The 16,955-nt window shown below is 53.4% G+C and carries 15 protein-coding genes; 10 read left to right on the plus strand and 5 right to left on the minus strand.

The genetic code is table 11. The features are described from left to right. The first annotated feature begins 4 nt into the window (after positions 1 to 4). Positions 5 to 3,160: a multidrug efflux RND transporter permease subunit OqxB gene (gene oqxB, locus K5E19_RS02915; RefSeq protein ID WP_221549889.1), complete on the plus strand. Its 3,156-nt coding sequence runs from the start codon at positions 5 to 7 to the stop codon at positions 3,158 to 3,160. 63 nt (positions 3,161 to 3,223) lie between these two features. Here the strand turns inward: oqxB and K5E19_RS02920 are convergent, their stop codons facing one another. From K5E19_RS02920 to K5E19_RS02930, 3 genes are all read right to left on the minus strand, one after another. Next, the gene (locus tag K5E19_RS02920; protein WP_010430601.1) at positions 3,224 to 3,703 is read right to left on the minus strand and encodes an Rrf2 family transcriptional regulator; all 480 of its coding nucleotides are present in this window, start codon (positions 3,701 to 3,703) and stop codon (positions 3,224 to 3,226) included. Between the two features lie 137 nt (positions 3,704 to 3,840). After that, positions 3,841 to 5,229, minus strand: a complete 1,389-nt coding sequence (locus K5E19_RS02925; protein ID WP_221549890.1) for a HAMP domain-containing sensor histidine kinase — start codon at positions 5,227 to 5,229, stop codon at positions 3,841 to 3,843. Next, complete coding sequence (locus K5E19_RS02930) at positions 5,229 to 5,906, minus strand: response regulator (RefSeq protein ID WP_221549891.1); 678 nt, start codon at positions 5,904 to 5,906, stop codon at positions 5,229 to 5,231. Before K5E19_RS02930 ends, K5E19_RS02925 begins: the two co-directional genes overlap by 1 nt. A 203-nt stretch (positions 5,907 to 6,109) precedes the next feature. Between K5E19_RS02930 and K5E19_RS02935 the strand changes: the two genes are divergently transcribed. The 8 genes from K5E19_RS02935 (at position 6,110) to K5E19_RS02970 (ending at position 13,789) form a co-directional block, all read left to right on the plus strand. Beyond that, a complete protein-coding gene (locus K5E19_RS02935) occupies positions 6,110 to 6,946 on the plus strand; it encodes a MipA/OmpV family protein (protein WP_221549892.1) in 837 nt (278 codons plus the stop codon). 1,334 nt (positions 6,947 to 8,280) lie between these two features. Beyond that, positions 8,281 to 8,511: a hypothetical protein gene (locus tag K5E19_RS02940; protein ID WP_221549893.1), complete on the plus strand. Its 231-nt coding sequence runs from the start codon at positions 8,281 to 8,283 to the stop codon at positions 8,509 to 8,511. 66 nt (positions 8,512 to 8,577) lie between these two features. Beyond that, entirely contained in the window at positions 8,578 to 11,466 is a 2,889-nt protein-coding gene (locus K5E19_RS24325; RefSeq protein ID WP_221549894.1) for a YadA-like family protein, read from the plus strand. Positions 11,467 to 11,561: 95 nt separating this feature from the next. Further along, the gene (locus tag K5E19_RS02950; RefSeq protein WP_221549895.1) at positions 11,562 to 11,942 is read left to right on the plus strand and encodes a hypothetical protein; all 381 of its coding nucleotides are present in this window, start codon (positions 11,562 to 11,564) and stop codon (positions 11,940 to 11,942) included. A gap of 12 nt (positions 11,943 to 11,954) precedes the next feature. After that, positions 11,955 to 12,383 carry a hypothetical protein gene (locus K5E19_RS02955; RefSeq protein ID WP_221549896.1) on the plus strand — a complete coding sequence of 143 codons (429 nt, stop codon included), beginning with the start codon at positions 11,955 to 11,957 and terminating at the stop codon, positions 12,381 to 12,383. Positions 12,384 to 12,580: 197 nt separating this feature from the next. Beyond that, entirely contained in the window at positions 12,581 to 12,841 is a 261-nt protein-coding gene (locus K5E19_RS02960; RefSeq protein WP_221549897.1) for a hypothetical protein, read from the plus strand. A gap of 118 nt (positions 12,842 to 12,959) precedes the next feature. After that, the gene (locus tag K5E19_RS02965) at positions 12,960 to 13,352 is read left to right on the plus strand and encodes a hypothetical protein (RefSeq protein ID WP_221549898.1); all 393 of its coding nucleotides are present in this window, start codon (positions 12,960 to 12,962) and stop codon (positions 13,350 to 13,352) included. A 2-nt stretch (positions 13,353 to 13,354) separates the two neighbouring features. Then, the gene (locus K5E19_RS02970) at positions 13,355 to 13,789 is read left to right on the plus strand and encodes a hypothetical protein (RefSeq protein WP_221549899.1); all 435 of its coding nucleotides are present in this window, start codon (positions 13,355 to 13,357) and stop codon (positions 13,787 to 13,789) included. 182 nt (positions 13,790 to 13,971) lie between these two features. Here the strand turns inward: K5E19_RS02970 and K5E19_RS02975 are convergent, their stop codons facing one another. Continuing rightward, a complete protein-coding gene (locus tag K5E19_RS02975) occupies positions 13,972 to 14,379 on the minus strand; it encodes a cell envelope integrity TolA C-terminal domain-containing protein (protein WP_221549900.1) in 408 nt (135 codons plus the stop codon). Positions 14,380 to 14,565: 186 nt separating this feature from the next. On the opposite strand from K5E19_RS02975, the gene K5E19_RS02980 reads away from it, so the two are divergent. After that, a complete protein-coding gene (locus tag K5E19_RS02980; RefSeq protein ID WP_221549901.1) occupies positions 14,566 to 16,281 on the plus strand; it encodes a SulP family inorganic anion transporter in 1,716 nt (571 codons plus the stop codon). A gap of 40 nt (positions 16,282 to 16,321) precedes the next feature. Here K5E19_RS02980 and dmsD read toward each other — a convergent pair whose 3' ends face one another. After that, positions 16,322 to 16,936 (minus strand): Tat proofreading chaperone DmsD, encoded by a 615-nt coding sequence (dmsD, locus tag K5E19_RS02985; RefSeq protein ID WP_221549902.1) that lies wholly within the window; start codon positions 16,934 to 16,936, stop codon positions 16,322 to 16,324. Between the last annotated feature and the right edge of the window lie 19 nt (positions 16,937 to 16,955).

A 16,955-nucleotide genomic window follows, 5' to 3' on the forward strand; every position in this document is an offset into this window, starting at 1 on the left:
ACCCATGGACTTTTCCCGCTTTTTTATCGACAGGCCGATTTTTGCCGCGGTGCTGTCGATTCTGATTTTTATCACCGGATTAATCGCCATCCCGTTGCTGCCGGTGAGCGAATACCCTGACGTCGTGCCGCCAAGCGTGCAGGTGCGCGCGGAGTACCCGGGCGCCAACCCGAAAGTGATTGCCGAGACTGTGGCGACGCCGCTGGAAGAGGCGATCAACGGCGTTGAGAACATGATGTACATGAAGTCCGTTGCGGGTTCCGACGGCGTGCTGGTGACCACCGTTACCTTCCGTCCTGGAACCGACCCGGATCAGGCGCAGGTTCAGGTGCAAAACCGCGTCGCGCAGGCCGAAGCGCGTCTGCCGGAAGACGTGCGGCGCCTGGGCATTACCACCCAGAAACAGTCCCCGACGCTGACGCTGGTGGTGCATCTGTTTTCGCCCAACGGTAAGTACGACTCCCTGTATATGCGTAACTACGCCACGCTGAAGGTGAAGGACGAGCTGGCGCGCCTGCCCGGTGTCGGCCAGATCCAGATTTTCGGCTCGGGTGAATACGCGATGCGCGTCTGGCTGGATCCCAACAAGGTGGCGGCCCGCGGACTGACCGCTTCGGATGTGGTCACGGCGATGCAGGAGCAGAACGTGCAGGTGTCCGCCGGGCAGCTTGGTGCCGAGCCGCTGCCGAAAGAGAGCGATTTCCTGATCTCCATTAACGCCCAGGGCCGTCTGCATACCGAAGAAGAGTTCGGCAATATTGTCCTGAAAACGACGCAGGACGGTACGGTCGTCCGCTTGCGCGACGTGGCGCGTATCGAAATGGGGTCCGGCAGCTATGCGCTGCGTTCCCAACTGAACAACAAAGACGCGGTCGGGATTGGTATCTTCCAGTCGCCGGGGGCGAACGCCATCGATCTGTCTAACGCGGTGCGCGCGAAAATGGACGAACTGTCGACCCGTTTCCCGGAAGATATGAAGTGGGCGGCACCTTACGATCCGACCGTTTTCGTGCGCGACTCCATCCGCGCAGTGGTCCAAACGCTGCTGGAAGCGGTGGTGCTGGTGGTGCTGGTGGTGATCCTGTTCCTGCAAACCTGGCGCGCGTCGATCATACCGCTGATCGCGGTGCCGGTTTCGGTGGTGGGTACCTTCAGCATTCTCTACCTGCTGGGCTTCTCGCTGAATACCCTGAGTTTGTTCGGGCTGGTATTAGCCATTGGTATCGTGGTGGACGACGCCATCGTGGTGGTGGAAAACGTCGAGCGAAACATTGAAGAGGGGCTTGCTCCGCTCGCGGCGGCGCATCAGGCGATGCGTGAAGTGTCTGGCCCGATCATCGCGATTGCGCTGGTGCTGTGCGCGGTGTTTGTGCCGATGGCGTTCCTCTCAGGCGTTACCGGGCAGTTCTACAAGCAGTTTGCGGTGACGATCGCGATTTCCACGGTTATCTCCGCCATTAACTCGCTGACGCTCTCTCCGGCGCTGGCGGCACTGCTGTTAAAACCGCACGGCGCGCCGAAAGATTTCCCGACCCGGCTTATCGATCGTCTGTTCGGCTGGATTTTCCGTCCGTTTAACCGCTTTTTCCATCGCAGCTCGAACGGCTATCAGGGGCTGGTGGGCAAAACGCTGGGCCGACGCGGCTCGGTATTTGTGGTGTATCTGCTGCTGCTCTGTGCCGCAGGCGTGATGTTTAAAGCGGTTCCCGGCGGGTTTATTCCGACGCAGGACAAGCTGTACCTAATTGGCGGCGTGAAGATGCCGGAAGGTTCGTCGCTGGCGCGCACCGATGCGGTGATCCGCAAAATGAGCGAAATCGGAATGAATACCGAAGGCGTGGAATATGCGGTCGCGTTTCCGGGTCTGAACGCGCTGCAGTTTACCAACACGCCGAATACCGGGACGGTCTTCTTCGGCCTGAAGCCGTTCGACCAGCGTAAACATACTGCGGCGGAAATTAACGCGGAGATCAACGCGAAAATTGCACAAATTCAGGAAGGCTTTGGCTTCTCCATTCTGCCGCCGCCGATTTTAGGGCTGGGTCAGGGGTCGGGCTATTCCCTGTACATTCAGGATCGCGGTGGTCTGGGATATGGCGCGCTGCAAAATGCGGTGAACACCATGTCCGGCGCGATTATGCAGACGCCGGGAATGCACTTCCCGATCTCAACCTACCAGGCTAACGTTCCGCAACTGGACGTGCAGGTCGACCGTGACAAGGCGAAAGCGCAGGGCGTGTTGCTGACCGATCTGTTCGGTACGCTGCAAACCTATCTGGGCTCGTCGTACGTGAACGACTTCAACCAGTTCGGGCGCACCTGGCGCGTGATGGCGCAGGCCGACGGGCAGTTCCGCGACAGCGTGGAAGATATTGCAAATCTGCGCACCCGTAATAGCCAGGGTGAAATGGTGCCGATTGGCAGCATGGTGAAAATCACGACCACCTACGGGCCAGATCCGGTGATTCGCTACAACGGCTACCCGGCGGCGGATCTGATTGGCGATGCCGACCCGCGCGTGCTTTCGTCTGCGCAGGCGATGACGCAGCTGGAAGGAATGTCGAAGCAGATCCTGCCGAACGGGATGAACATTGAATGGACGGACCTGAGCTTCCAGCAGGCCACCCAGGGCAATACGGCGCTGATCGTCTTCCCGGTCGCGGTGCTGCTGGCGTTCCTGGTGCTGGCGGCGCTGTATGAAAGCTGGACGCTGCCGCTGGCGGTGATCCTCATCGTGCCGATGACCATGCTTTCCGCGCTGTTTGGCGTCTGGCTGACCGGCGGCGATAACAACGTGTTCGTACAGGTCGGGCTGGTGGTGCTGATGGGGCTGGCGTGTAAAAACGCGATTCTTATCGTGGAGTTTGCCCGCGAGCTGGAAATTCAGGGCAAAGGCATTATGGAAGCCGCGCTGGAGGCGTGCCGCCTGCGTTTACGCCCGATTGTGATGACCTCCATCGCCTTTATTGCCGGAACCATTCCGCTGATCCTCGGCCACGGCGCGGGCGCAGAAGTGCGCGGTGTCACCGGGATCACGGTCTTCTCCGGGATGCTGGGGGTGACGCTGTTTGGTCTGTTCCTGACGCCGGTGTTTTACGTGACGCTGCGTAAGTTCGTCACGCGCGGGAAAAAAGAGGAAAGGGACGTTCTGCCCGCGTAGGACATTGCAGATAATAAAAAACCGCCTTGATAGTAAGGCGGTTTTTTTTGTACTCAAGGAAAGTTAAAGAGCTTCTTTATACTTGGCGATAAGCTCAGGCACCGGATCGCAGCCGCTGGTGTCGGCTTTTTTCACTTCTTCCAGCGCGCTTGCCACGGTGTGGCGCGCCAGAACCTGTAACGAAGCCTGCTCAGCTTCTTCGGAAATCGATTTGAAGTACCAGCAGGCGTTAGCGCTGACCACGCAGCGGGCCGGTACGTCAGGACGCGATGCCCACAGCTTTTTATCTTCGATGACGGAAAGGTAGATATCGCGCAGGGTGATCTCTTCCGCCGGGCGTCCAAGATGAATAGAGCCGTTACGGCCAAGCGTGGAGACGATAATACCGTCACGCGTGAGAGGAACCATCAGTTTGCGGATGAAGCTCGGGTTTGCTTCCAGACCGTAGGCCAGAATCGCACTCGTCGAACGTTCACCCAATTGCTCCGCCATTGCTACGCTGAGAACCATCTGCAAAGCTGTCGGGAAGCGGTAATCTAACATTTTTGTATCCTGGGTTGCGGTGAATCTTGTTCTTTTTGGCACCGCAGAGGTGAATAAGCAATAAACAACAATATAACAAATACGGTAATTATTTTGAAGCAATCTGCGGCATTTGCGATCAAACCCCCCGTTCCTGTTTAGCTATACGTGCGGTTCGGGAAGTCAACCGTCACCATCAGGCCATCTTCTGCCGAAGTGCTCAGGTTTACGCTGCTGTTGTGTTGCTGCGCCACCGCTTTAACGATGGCAAGCCCCAGTCCACTTCCGCTTTGCAGTTGATTGGGATCGCGGAAAAATCGGTCGAACACGCGCTCGCGCAATTCAACCGGAATACCGGGCCCTGCATCGGAAACGCGTAGCCGCGCGGAGCCATCTATTGTGTGGACATCGACCTGAATCCGCCCGCCTTCGTGACTGTACTTCACGGCGTTCTCAATGAGATTATCAATGAGCGACACCAGGCGTTCCCTGACGCCTGAGATCCAGATTTCATCCTCGGCGAAAAATTCCAGCTCAATCCTGCGCGCAGACGCCAGCGGTTCCAGTTCGGCCATTCGCTCTTGAATGAGCGATGTTAGCGGTACGGGCTCCAGGTCCGTATCAAGGCGTGCTTCACTGTGCATCATTAGCAGCAGTTGATTGACGAGACGCGCAGCACGACTGTTGCTGCGAACAATCCCTGTTAGCAATTCCTGTTGGCTCTCGCTGAGTACATACGATTGCAACGCTTCCACGTTGATTCGCATCGCCGCCAGCGGCGTTCGCAGTTCGTGAGCCGCATCGGCAATAAAAACCCGCTCCCTTTCCGCGCTTTCTCGCACTCTGGCAAGAAAGTCGTTAATCGCGTCCACCATCTGGCGAAGCTCCCTGTGTTTTGGTACAGCTTTTAAGGGGGAGAGATCGTCTGGCGTGCGCAATGCAATTTCATTGACCACCTTGTTCCAGGGGCGCATGGCAATGCGGATTGACAGCCACGCGGGGAACAGAAGAAAAGGGAAACAGACCAGCAGCGGCATGATGTAATAGCCGCGCGAGTTCAGGTAGATAAAGAAGTTCCAGCCACCGGCCGGGGTGAAAAGGGAGACCTCCACATCGGAATGCGCGGATTTAAGGGTCCGGCTGGTCCAGGTACGACCGTCGCTCTGAACACGCTGCATTTCCCCAAACCGGGTGTTGGTTACCCCCGTTGGTGCACCAGGCGATGAAAAAATAACCGCGTTATTTCTGCGCACAATGACGTTGATTGACAGGGCGGGGTCTTCGCCGCCGCCATAGCCCTCGCGTAACGCTTTGCTGAAGGCTGCCAGCACGGCGGTACGATCCTGCGGGTGTTCATCCATCCGCTCAACCAGGGTAAAAAGCGTTTCATAGGTATTACTGCCCGTGAGGATGGGAGGACTGCGCAAGTCCTCCCACAGAATGAAGGTTAAAAATAGACACCATAGCAGGGTAAGCAGCAGCAGCTGGGCGATGATAATTCGGCGTACCAGCGTCGGGCGCTTCAGGTGATACCAGACGTTTCGCATTAAGTCGCCACCTTCTGAACAGCAACGGTATCAATAACATACCCGACCCCACGCACCGTTCGCACATAGCCGTCGCCGATCTTTCGCCGCAAATTCCCCATATGCACGTCGAGCGCATTGCTGAGGTTCTCTTTGTTGCCGAATATCCGTTCTTCCAGAAAGCGTCGCGTTATCACGCGGTCCGCGCGCAGCATCAACGTTTCAAGCAGCGCGTATTCACTGGCCGTCAGCTCGACGTGACGCGCGTTTACCGTCACGCGACGCGTCGGCATATGAAGGAATAAGCCTCGGATCTCTATCGCCTCATTCTCAAAACCGTAACTGCGCCGCGCAAGGGCTCTTACCCGCGCCAGCAGTTCGGCGAGAACGAAAGGTTTAACGAGATAGTCGTCTGCACCCGCATCCAGCCCGCACAGGCGATCCTGCAGCGTACCTCGCGCCGTCAGGATGATGACGGGGATCCCCTTGAGCTGCTGGCGTAAGCGCGTCATGAGGCTCATGCCGTCGCCGTCGGGAAGCCCCAGGTCGAGCAAAATAAGTTCTGGCACGCAGACGTCAAGCTGATGCAGCGCATCCTCTTTACGGCGAACCCATATAACGTCAAATCCTTGATCGGCAAGGGCGATACGTACGCCATTGCCCAGATCCAGGTCGTCTTCGATTAATAGAATTTTCACACTGGTAACTGTATCGACCGTGAATGAAGAACATCTTAAGAAAAAAACGGTATCAGGAAATCTGCCCGGTTTACAGGGCCTGCGCGCGCTTCAGCGTTTCTTCATTTTCGGCTCATAAGAACCTTAGGGTCAGTATTCAAAATGGGCGTTCTGGCGTTTAACCGCTTGCATCGTCACCATTTGAATCCAGAAGGACTTCTTTAATGAGAAACATCGAACTGCGTCATACGTTCCCACACTTGCTCTCGGGCCGCAGCCTGAAAAACATCGTGCCGGGCGTCGTTCTGGCGTTACTGACCACGCCTGTACTGGCGGCAGAGCAGAGCCAGGGTAACGTATTAACACTGGGCGGAGGCGTGGACGTCGCGCCACGCTACTCGGGTTCGGATAAAAGCCGCGTCAGTGCGGCGCAGGTGGTGGATTACGCCATGACAAACGGCTTCTTTATCAGCACCACGCGGGGCGTCGGTTACGGCAACAACATCGGCAATCTGGATTACAGCGCCGCAGTGAGCTATCGAGCAGGCCGTAAAGATAAAGACGTGAGCAGCGATTCGATAAGCTCCGGCAGCGACTACCTGCGGGGTATGGGCGATATCAAGGGCTCGGCCATCGTTGTGCCTGGGCTGGGGTACAAGGTGACTGACTGGCTTCGTCTGCAGCTCCAGGCTGAGGTTCCGGTTTCTGAGAGAGACAACGGTGAGGCGGTGCATTTCGGTATTATCAGCCCGCTCTATACCTCACCAAAAAATGAGGTGACGCTGGCGCTGACCGGCAGTTGGGGATCCGGCAAGTATATGCAGACGTACTATGGTGTCAGTGCCGCCCAGTCGAGTGCATCGGGATTTGCCCGACATGACGCCGGAGCCGGTATTTATGCCTGGTCGATGAATCTGGACTGGACCCACAGGCTCACCTCACGCTGGAGCGTGCTTGCCTCAGCGGGCGCAACGCAGCTGACGGGGGATGCGGCCGATAGCCCAATTGTGCAACGCAAAACGTCGCCCACGGGGAGTTTGAAGGTGACGTACAGTTTTTGATGGTTGGTTACTTATGGAGATGAGCGCGCAATAGCGACGAATTCGAGCCGCCCCGGGAAGATGATGGGGCGGCAGTGTTTGATGCAAGGAATTATCATGGATTATCAAAATTCACTGCGCTGAAGAGGGCCAGTTGATCCTTCACGGATGTATTTAGAGCTCTTCTGTTCAAACCGTTTGATTTTTCGCCACTTCAACGAAAGAATCTTTATAAATAACATGGGATAAGGAAGAAACGGAATGTTCACTCTTTACATGAGGTGGGAGGCCGAGCGAGAACAGGCTCCAGGTGATATTCAATTCATTCTGTCGCCATGAGATTCGCTGGATCTGGCGAGCATCTTTTACGAATTGGATTACCTGGAATATGCCCAGCGCAAGCGCATTCTGCCTCACAGCGTCCCGAAGAGACGGGAAGGGGTTTATCACCGATACGCGACACAACCTTACAAACGCAAGAGTCTTACTGAATACGACGGACTCTATGATGAGGTGAAATGGAATCTTGAGCACGGGTGGATGGTCGGCGTTGACACCAATGAAAAATGCCCTTAGGAGCGAGAAACAGACATTCACAGTTTATGCCGAACAAACCAATCTGTTTTATTCTTGTCACTATCAACTCTTTCAGACATGTATGAAGTTGTGAAATTTTGTCGTGAATGACCCCGGGAAAATGTTTCTTTCTATCACACTATTGATTGACTAATAATTCTTCTCATTCAGAAAATTCAATCAGACTAATGGCAGGAAATAATCACCCTAATTGGTGATTTTTTTGTTTTACCTTGTCGCCATTCTCATCGCATTAGTAACCATTGTCATATTATACCCTTGCTTGAAATTGACAAAAATCAAACTTTTTAGTGTTTTTTTTGCGCTTCAAATAAAGTCTGTCATTGAGCGTTTTTACATCAATTTTAAAAAATTAACCAGATTAAAACAAAGTCCGGCACTTAATGGGGGACGCATAGGTGCTGGCTAAAGTTATGATGCAAGGGACCAAGGGATGGGGGGAGGTGAAGGGTTTGTGTTGGTAAGCAGGTGTTGCGAAGTGTTGCAGCGTGCGGTATTACACTGACTTTATGACATATCAAAGACTAATTAAATACTTTTCAATCAATTTGAATTAATAATAGTCACAAGTATTACTAGTGATACCGTGACTGTCGTGTGACTTTCAAATGAAAATACTTAAGAATTTAAAATGAATTCTATTCATGACTAGTGCAACAATTATTAAACACTTATTTGGTGTTGACATGTTTCCACTAAAGCCTCAATTTCCAATCCCGAGACGCTAATCCGGTTCAACAGCAGCACCATGAGACTCTATGAATACCGAACATAATCAATCAACCCAAAAAGGAAAGGGGAATAAGGACAAGCCAGCGTCAAAGCGGGTTATGTTCAGTACCAGGCTCGACGAGTCGCTGTATGAAGCAGTCAGGGTGTTGTCGTTCCAGCACCGGAAATCACGACAGGAAATTGTCGGAGAGGCGATCGAGTTACTCAAAGTGAAGTACGGCGAGGTTTCCCTCGCCGCAGATATAGCAAAGCAATAACCCCCTCGTCGCCAAACTAGACGGGTTATCGCAAACACCAATCAACAGAATGATAGCAGGATTAAAGTGAAAAAAACGTTACTTGCAACAGTAGTATTGACCGCCATCACATCCCAGGCTGGCGCAGCTACTCAGGAACAGACGCGTACCATCGGTGAAGGCTACCAGCACGCCGTGCGTTTCAACATGACCGACGTCCACAACCCGGACACTCTGATCGACGCTCACAAGCTGGCGCACAACCCGCTGTTTGCTGATAAAGAAATAGGTCAGAAAGCTCAGGCTCTGATGACTCACATCTATGACGCATGGGCTGAGCAGAAAGACCACCTCCCGCAAAAAGAAGCACCATACCCACTGGCAGCACCGCAGCTGGAAGCACCTTACGCGGATCCGATTGCTAAACCACAGTCTACTCCTGTTAAAGCGCCTGTATCCCAGCAGCAGACTCCAGTTAAGCAGACCGCGCCAGCGCTTAATCCACAGCCAAACCGCGCTACCCCGGAGAAAGAAGGCCAAACGCCTGAATATGCTCAACAACGCTTCCCTATCGTTGAGCAGAAAACTCCGGTGGCTCAGCCACTACCTACCGCACAGGAAGTTCCTGTTGCATCTGGCAAGGTTCCTACTGTTGAGCCGCACTTGATCCCTACCATTGAGCAAAAGACTCCGGTTAAACAGGCTGCGCCTACCGCAAAACCTTACCTGATTCCTGCTATCCAACAGCAGACCCCAGTTAAGCCTGCGGCGCCGAAGGCTCAGCCTGCACTGATCCCAACCATTCAGCAGCAGACCCCGACCAAACAGGCCGCACCTACTGCACAGCCATACCTGATCCCGACTATCCAGCAGCAGACTCCGGTTAAGCGAGCAGCACCAGCGCTCAACCCGCAGCCGAATCGTGCCATCCCTTCTATCCAGGGTGAAACGCCAGAATACGCTCGCCAGCTGTTCCCACGCGAACAAGCTACGCCAATACGTGAGCCGCAACCGATTGCACAGGAAACCCCAGAGTACGCAAAGCAGCTGCTGGTTCAGCCTACTCCGAACCACGCTACACCTTCTTATGCCGAGCAGACCCCGACCAAACAGGCTGCACCGGAAGTTCGTGAGCAGTTCACCCCAGATCCGCTCCCTAACGAAGGTCTGGCGCACGCTGTACGCTACAACATGACCGATGTTCACAACCCGGACACCCTGATCCACCAGGAAAAACTGGCTCATAACCCGCTGTTTGCTGATAAGGACGTTGCACAGAAAGCCCAGGATCATGTTTCCCACCTGATGGCTATCAAACTGGAACAGGAAGGCCACTACGAAGCACGCCAGGCAGCTGCGTCTCAGAATGACGCTGCACAAGGCTCAGCTCACCTCCAGAGTGCTGCTGTTGTTGTACAGCCTGCGCCAGTTTCCGCCCCTGCGAACGGTGCTGCTGCTCCTGCTGCCCCTTCTATCGACCCGGCAGTTCAGACCGCACTGGATGAGAAAGCAGAAAAAACCGATCTGGCGACGCTGAGGACGCAGTTCAACAAAGAAGCGGTGAACCGCATTAACTCTGAAAACAAGCTGGGTACTCGCATTGATAACGTTGAGTCTGATGCCGCAGCAGCGAAAGCTGCGCAGGTAACTCGCGATGACGATCAGGACATCCGTTTCAACAAACAGAAAGCCGCTCAGAAAGCAACTGATGACGCTCAGGATGCCGCGCTTGCTCAGAAAGCCTCTACCGCTGCATTGAACACCGCAGTGAAGGATTCCGCTAAGAACGACGCTCATCTGCAAGACCAGATCGACAACCACGAGACCCGTATTGCGACACTGGAAAACGCACCTAAGCCGCAGGACGGCAAAGACGGTGCGCAAGGCCAGAAAGGTGATAAAGGCGATAAAGGTGATCGCGGCGACCAGGGCATCCAGGGTCAGCAGGGCGCAACAGGCGCAGCTGGTCAGGATGGTCAGAAAGGAGACAAAGGCGACACTGGGGCAACTGGTGCGCAGGGTTTGAAAGGTGATAAGGGAGATACTGGCGCAGCTGGCACCAACGGTACCAACGGCGTGGATGGTAAAGACGGTAAAGACGGCCTGAACGGTGCCGACGGTAAAGATGGCGCCCAGGGTCTGAAAGGCGACAAGGGCGACACTGGCGCAGCGGGTAAAGACGTTGATCCGACCGTAGTTAACCAGCTCAAAGACGGCATTAAAACCAACGGCGACGCTGTTAAAACCAACAAAGACGCTATCGACCAGAATGAAGCGAATATCGCTGCCGCTGTGCTGAAAGCCAACGCTAACGAACAAGGTGTTGCCGATAACAGCAAAGGCATTGCTACCAACAACTCTCGAGTCCAGAAAAACGCCGCCGCTATCAAGCTGCATGAGGATCACGCGCAGACCCTGGCTCAGGGCGAACTGACTATTGGAAAACTGGCTGTTCAGAACAACAAAACTCTGACCAAACAGGCGCAGGACTTCACCGCACTGCAAACCGAAGTTAAGCAGAAGGTTGACACCAGCGTATTCCAGCAGCGCTCCGCAGTGGTTGATCAGCGCTTTGCCGATACCGACGCTCGTATTCACCAGCAGAAGATAGAGCAGGACAAAACCAATCAGAAGGTTGCGGCCAACAGCAAGCAGTTGGCGAACCACGAGGTGCGTATCACCGACCTGGAAGCAAACAACAAATCTAACTTCAACAAACTGGAAGCCCAGCAGAACAAAGACCGTAAAGAGTTCCGCGCGGGTGTAGCTGGTGCCGTTGCACTTACCCAGATCCCGCAGGTTCAGGCTGATCAGTCTGGCAACTTCGGTATGGCCGTCGGTACCTTCAACGGTGAAAACGCTGTTGCCGCTGGTGTTAGTACCCGCGTAACCAAATCCGTAACCGTTAAATCCGGCCTGTCCTGGGATACTCAGGGCAACGTAGGCGCAGGCGCTGGCGTGGCTATCGGATGGTAATTATGTGCGTAAACCTCTACGACAATGCCCGGCGTTACGCTGGCGGTAAAAAGTAAAACAATGGGCAGCGAAAGCTGTCCATTTTAAGGACGGATATGAAACGTTATGTAATTGCCGCACTGGTGGTCGCAACCCCGGTAGGCTGCGCTGTTAAAAAACATGACACGCTGGGCGATGAGCTGTCCCAGTTTCGCAACACCCGCTCGCTCTATAGCAAAGCATTCCAGCGCTGTGACTACCTGGTCACAGAGAAGTACCACAGCCGTCTCTACGGCCTCACCCCTCTTGAAGGTGCTGAGCGCCGGGAGGTTGAGGCCGCCGCACGCGCTGAACATGCTATTTGCGCAACCAATTACGAGCGCAAGTCCGCCGATTTATGGGAAGCACAATCCCCGGAAGTCCACGCTTTTTATGAAAAGCGCCGTGATGAACTCCATAAAGAACAACGCGCGATCAACGCCGAAGTGCTGAAATAATAAGGCCGAACAATGAAAACCTATAAATCGATAATTCTGGCCGTCTGGCTTTGTTTATCCATCATTCCCTTGTTGGCTATGGTAGGGGCATATAGCGGCGGTTACCTGGTCGCCCTACTGCTGCTGGCTGGCGTTGGTTTCTGGTTCAACTGGAAATATGCCGTAGGTGAATGGCCGGAAATGAGTTACTGGAAAGCGTGCTGCATCGCGCTGGGGCTGGCAGCTATTGGTCTGTATATCAGCTTTATTTGCATGGCTGAACAGTACCAGCGGAGTGTTGGTGTAATTGCGGAAATGCTCCTGGATTACTCGCCGCAGGTCTATTTCCAGCCGCTGATCATTACGCCAGTTTCGCTCTTGATCTGGCGCTGGTTATTCAAAGAGCCACGCACCGCACGCCTCGCGTTGGCTTCCATGCCTACAGTCGTCGAGAGCGCGTAAAAGATTCGACCGATTCTGTCCGGGAGGTCAAAAGTTCGCCACCGATGACGGCGAAAAAAGAGTGTTGATTGAGTTGATAGCGCGTTGCGCACCCTCCCTGGAACTGAGGCTGGGGAGGGCATTTTTTAAAGGGTTCGCACTATGCGTCCTGGACTTTACGACAGCGCACGTCGTTACGCCGACGAGAAAAATGGCAAATGAAAAGAGTTAAAACCTGGGCGATCCGTGCCGCAATAACCCTGTTCATGGCGATTGGCGGCATGGGCGCAGGTCAAGTATTTTCGACCGATTATCCTGACGAGATGCCATATACCGCCGCTACGGGTTGTGCGCTGGGCATTGTACTTTGTTATTTCATGTTTTATCAGGGAACCCCGGTAAACCCGGAATTGCAACCAACTCTTGAGGTACTGATTGAGAATGGAATTTCCGACCTTTACGAAGAGGATTGGGATTGAGATATCAATGGTTAAGTGAGTTCCTGGTGAACCCTGTCCTGACTTTTTGGGAATGGCTGTCAATGGCTCATGAATACGATCAGAGTCATTGGGACGCTGTATAAAGTGGAAAGACTACATGATTAAAGTGATCACACCCGCCGCGCTGTTAGTGGCTTTTGCCCTGACTGGCTGCACCGCACCGCAGAAAGATACGCTGATCTCGCAGCTGAATCAGTTTCGTGAAATCCGCACCCTCTATAACAGTGCCTACCTGCGCTGCCATGAAAAGGTGCGCGAGAAGTATTACCCCCAGCTTGTTGGTGAAAAACTTGTAGAAGGTGCAGAACGTGAGGCCGTTTCACATGCGTATTACGCTGAGCGCCGCGTTTGCACTGACAATTACAATCGCAAAATGCAATCCCTTGTTGATGCTCAATCACCGGAAGTTAAGGCGTATTTCGAGCAGCGCCAGACTGAGCAGCACAACCAAATTATTGCTATTGAAAAAGAAGCTAACCGCAAGGCCTGACTATGAAAAAAATGATTTTATCGACGCTGGTTCTGGCAGTTATCGCAGCTGCACCAGTCCACGCTATTAATGCCAAGTACCGCGAGCAACTGGAGCGCTCAGGCTGCACCCAGATGAACGCCGGATCCATCTGCGATATCAATAAAACTCCGGCCCAGAATGCCGCAGCGGAGAAAAAGAGCAAGGACTTCACCAAATTTAAAGGCACTTACTCAGTGTTTGCAGCGAACGGCCAGCGTCTCGGTAGTCGGGTCATTGTCGTTAAGCCGCGCGAGGTTCGTTACAGAGGTCAACTGGTAGAGCTTCCGCGCGTGATTAATGGCGTGCTGTTGTTCAGTGTCGACCTGACGCAATACTCAATCACGGGTACACGCGGAAGTGAACTGGGTACCTGGCTGGATGACCACACTAATACTGGCGGCACCATTGGCCATTAACCGTGAATCGGTATCCTGAGATGCATAAATTTGTTTATTGGTGGATTATGCGTTTGTGATTGTTCGGTTGCCGTATAATAAAAATCTGAATGTCTGCTCCTGGCACGAAACGGACAAGTTAACTGGGCTGAAGATCCACTGTGAGCGAGGAGCCGAAGTTTGCACTCGCTTTTATTATGGTGCTAACCGCGCATGTCGAAGCCGGATTTTTGAAAATCTCTATAAACTTCCGGATTGGTGAACGCTGGGAATGTAGCTTTATGCGCGGCTGATGTTATCGCTTCGCAATAGGCTTTATTGCCGTTGCTGGTTGAAATATTTAAAGGCGTGCCATCCTGAGCAAATTCAATGTGCAATCGGCATTTTTTCCCTTTCCACTTTTGCGGCTCTTCAAGTTTGGCGTTTATTGCCGCCCTGATTGCCCGCGCTTGCGATCCCCATTCATCCTGATCGTCCCAGCGTCCTGAACTGCAACTACCCGTCGCCGTGGTCTTATGGCAGCCGGAAGGATGTAACGGCGCGCATCCCGCGGCCAGGTTTACCAGTATGGCTAACATAGCGATTTTCTTTACTGTTTCAGACATTCCCATTTCTAACCCCGCAATCCATTTAAACTTCAGTCATGTTGGAATATTCTTCCGTAATTCCTGACCTCTTTTCAACTACCAATAATCCGTCATAACGCCAGTTGCCTCAGGCCGGAGCATTTGAAAACCAGAACCTCACAGAGAAGTGTGCCAACATTACGTGGGTAATATCCTTATCCGGAGAATAATGTGTTCGGAAAACTTTTATTAAACTACATGCCAGGGTTACAAAATTTGCTAGCCTACGATAAAAGCTGGCTAAAAGATGATGTTAAAGCCGGGTTATCCGTTGCGGCAGTCGCGCTACCCGTTGCTATTGCTTATGCAGAGTTGGCGGGCGTGGGGGCAATCGTAGGCCTGTATTCCTGCGTTTTACCCATGATCGCTTATGCGCTGTTTGGTTCTTCACGTCAGCTTATTGTTGGTCCTGATGCCACGACCTGCGCGGTAATTGCGGCCGTCGTGTTTCCTCTTTCTGCGGGAAATCCTGAACTGCACTGGCAGCTGACCATCATCATGACATTGATGATGGGCGGGTGGTGCCTGCTTGCCAGTAAATTTCGCCTGGGTGCACTTGCCGATCTCCTTTCTCATCCCATTCTTACGGGGCTGCTTAATGGCGTAGCCGTGACGATTATTGTCGGTCAATTAGGCAAAGTTTTGGGGATCAAGCTTGATGAGGCGGAGGTTATTGAGAAAATAATGGCCTTGCCAGGCCGAATTTCCGATAGCCATTTATTAACCGTAGGGATATCACTTTTAACGTTAATTATTTTAATGGTTATCAAAACCTATCGCAGCCACTGGCCGGCACCCTTGATTGCGATTGTGATAACAACATTGGTGGCGTGGGGGATATCAGCACAAAGTTTCGGTATTGCCACGATTGGGGGAGAAGGCTTCCAGTCTGGTTTACCCGTCGTGAACTGGGGGGCGTTCCAGCCCGGCCCGATGCGCGATTTAGTGATCCCGGCGCTGAACCTGGCTCTGGTCAGTTTTGTCAGTCTGATGCTGACCGCCCGCAGTTTCGCCGCGAAAAATGGCTATGAAATCAATGCTGATGCTGAGTTCAGAGCGCTGGGGATTGCGAACATTATGTCTGGGTTATCTCAGGGGTTTGCTATCAGTGGCGCCGATTCCCGAACCGCGGTTAATGATTCCGTAGGTGGGAAAAGTCAGCTGGTTTCCATAATTGCTGCCTTACTCATCGGCGTCGTGGTGATATTTTTCACTCAGCCATTACAATTTATTCCGGTATCTGCATTAGGCATTGTTCTAATGTATGCATCCTGGTCATTGATTGATTTACGTGGATTATGGAACCTGAGGCGCAGAAATAAACAGGCATTTCGCCTGGCCTTCTTTACGTTTGGCTGTGTATTAATTATCGGCGTTATCCAGGGGATCGGCCTTGCGGTGCTGCTTGGCCTGTTGCAGTTCCTTCGTACCGTGTTTCGTCCCTCTGAGCACTTGCTGGGCACTGACGAAGATGGAATGATTCACTCCTTAGGCAATACAACCGATATTAAAATGGTCCCGGGCGTGCTGATGTATCGATTTAACTCACCGTTGACCTATTTTAACGTGGCTTATTTTAAACGTCGGGTATTGAATCTGGTTGATGGCGCAGCATTACAACCTAAATGGGTGGTCATTGATGCCGTTGCTTGCTTTACCTATTCAGACATCAGCGTTCTGGCAACCATTAATGAGTTAAAGCGTGACCTGAAAGGTCGCAAGATCACGTTAATCCTTGCGGGCAGGAAAACGGAATTAACACGCTGGTTTAAAGACAGTCGGCCAGCGATGAATGATGATGACATGATTCTGGCGCCAGACCTCTATCTGGCACTTCGGTTCATTCAAAGCAAAGAGAGTGCGAGTGAATCAGGTGGCGAGGCATAAGTTAAAGGCTTGCCCGCCACCCGCGAGCAAGCCACATCCCTTAGCGATACAGCGTCTTTTCCGCAACCGGAACAAGCAACGCAGAGCGCCAGTCCGCGAGCGTCAGCTGCGCGAGCTGACCCAGTGCGGTATAAAACGGATGTCCGGCGTTGTCGACAAACACCGACAGGAAGCGAGTGCTCCACGGCAGCAGGTGCCACGCCAGAAGCCTATCGCACTCCGCTTCGCGGCCATTTTCGGCCAGCCACGCTGCGAGCATTAGCAGTGTACCAAAGTGATCTTCCGGCTCATTTTGCTTCATCTCAAAAGCGATATTGTTCTCCCGCATCCACTGGCGCAGCGCGAGTGTCGAATCGCCAAACAGCACGGATTCGCGGTCAAGCCAGACGGAGCCCCACGGCGGAGCGGGCAGGGCGTAAGGGCCAATAAACAGCCGTTGCCACGCGTCCTTAAGCGGCTCATCGCAAGAGGAGGCAAACGTATCGGCCACGGGCTGCAGCGTTTCCGAAGGCAGGGGCCAGTCCTGAACCCATTCGCCAGCGGTGAGCGCTTTCACCAGCGGCGCGGCCTGCTCGCTGTCGGGAGCGAAGTAAAACAGCGCGCCCAGTACCCGGGCGCTGAACGCGAACGATTCACGATGTGAGACGTCTTTCATTAAACTTTCCTTGCTTGCG

It is taken from the genome of Enterobacter sp. RIT637 (genome assembly GCF_019718755.1).
Taxonomy (GTDB): domain Bacteria; phylum Pseudomonadota; class Gammaproteobacteria; order Enterobacterales; family Enterobacteriaceae; genus Enterobacter.

Bases quoted from the DNA above. Each gene is read 5' to 3' on its own strand.
- K5E19_RS02940 (WP_221549893.1), top strand. From the start codon at position 8,281: ATGAATACCGAACATAATCAATCAACCCAAAAAGGAAAGGGGAATAAG.
- K5E19_RS02960 (WP_221549897.1), top strand. From the start codon at position 12,581: ATGAAAAGAGTTAAAACCTGGGCGATCCGTGCCGCAATAACCCTGTTC.
- K5E19_RS02955 (WP_221549896.1), top strand. From the start codon at position 11,955: ATGAAAACCTATAAATCGATAATTCTGGCCGTCTGGCTTTGTTTATCC.
- K5E19_RS02935 (WP_221549892.1), top strand. From the start codon at position 6,110: ATGAGAAACATCGAACTGCGTCATACGTTCCCACACTTGCTCTCGGGC.
- dmsD (WP_221549902.1), bottom strand. From the start codon at position 16,936: ATGAAAGACGTCTCACATCGTGAATCGTTCGCGTTCAGCGCCCGGGTA.
- oqxB (WP_221549889.1), top strand. From the start codon at position 5: ATGGACTTTTCCCGCTTTTTTATCGACAGGCCGATTTTTGCCGCGGTG.
- K5E19_RS02975 (WP_221549900.1), bottom strand. From the start codon at position 14,379: ATGGGAATGTCTGAAACAGTAAAGAAAATCGCTATGTTAGCCATACTG.
- K5E19_RS02950 (WP_221549895.1), top strand. From the start codon at position 11,562: ATGAAACGTTATGTAATTGCCGCACTGGTGGTCGCAACCCCGGTAGGC.
- K5E19_RS02925 (WP_221549890.1), bottom strand. From the start codon at position 5,229: ATGCGAAACGTCTGGTATCACCTGAAGCGCCCGACGCTGGTACGCCGA.
- K5E19_RS02970 (WP_221549899.1), top strand. From the start codon at position 13,355: ATGAAAAAAATGATTTTATCGACGCTGGTTCTGGCAGTTATCGCAGCT.
- K5E19_RS02965 (WP_221549898.1), top strand. From the start codon at position 12,960: ATGATTAAAGTGATCACACCCGCCGCGCTGTTAGTGGCTTTTGCCCTG.
- K5E19_RS02920 (WP_010430601.1), bottom strand. From the start codon at position 3,703: ATGTTAGATTACCGCTTCCCGACAGCTTTGCAGATGGTTCTCAGCGTA.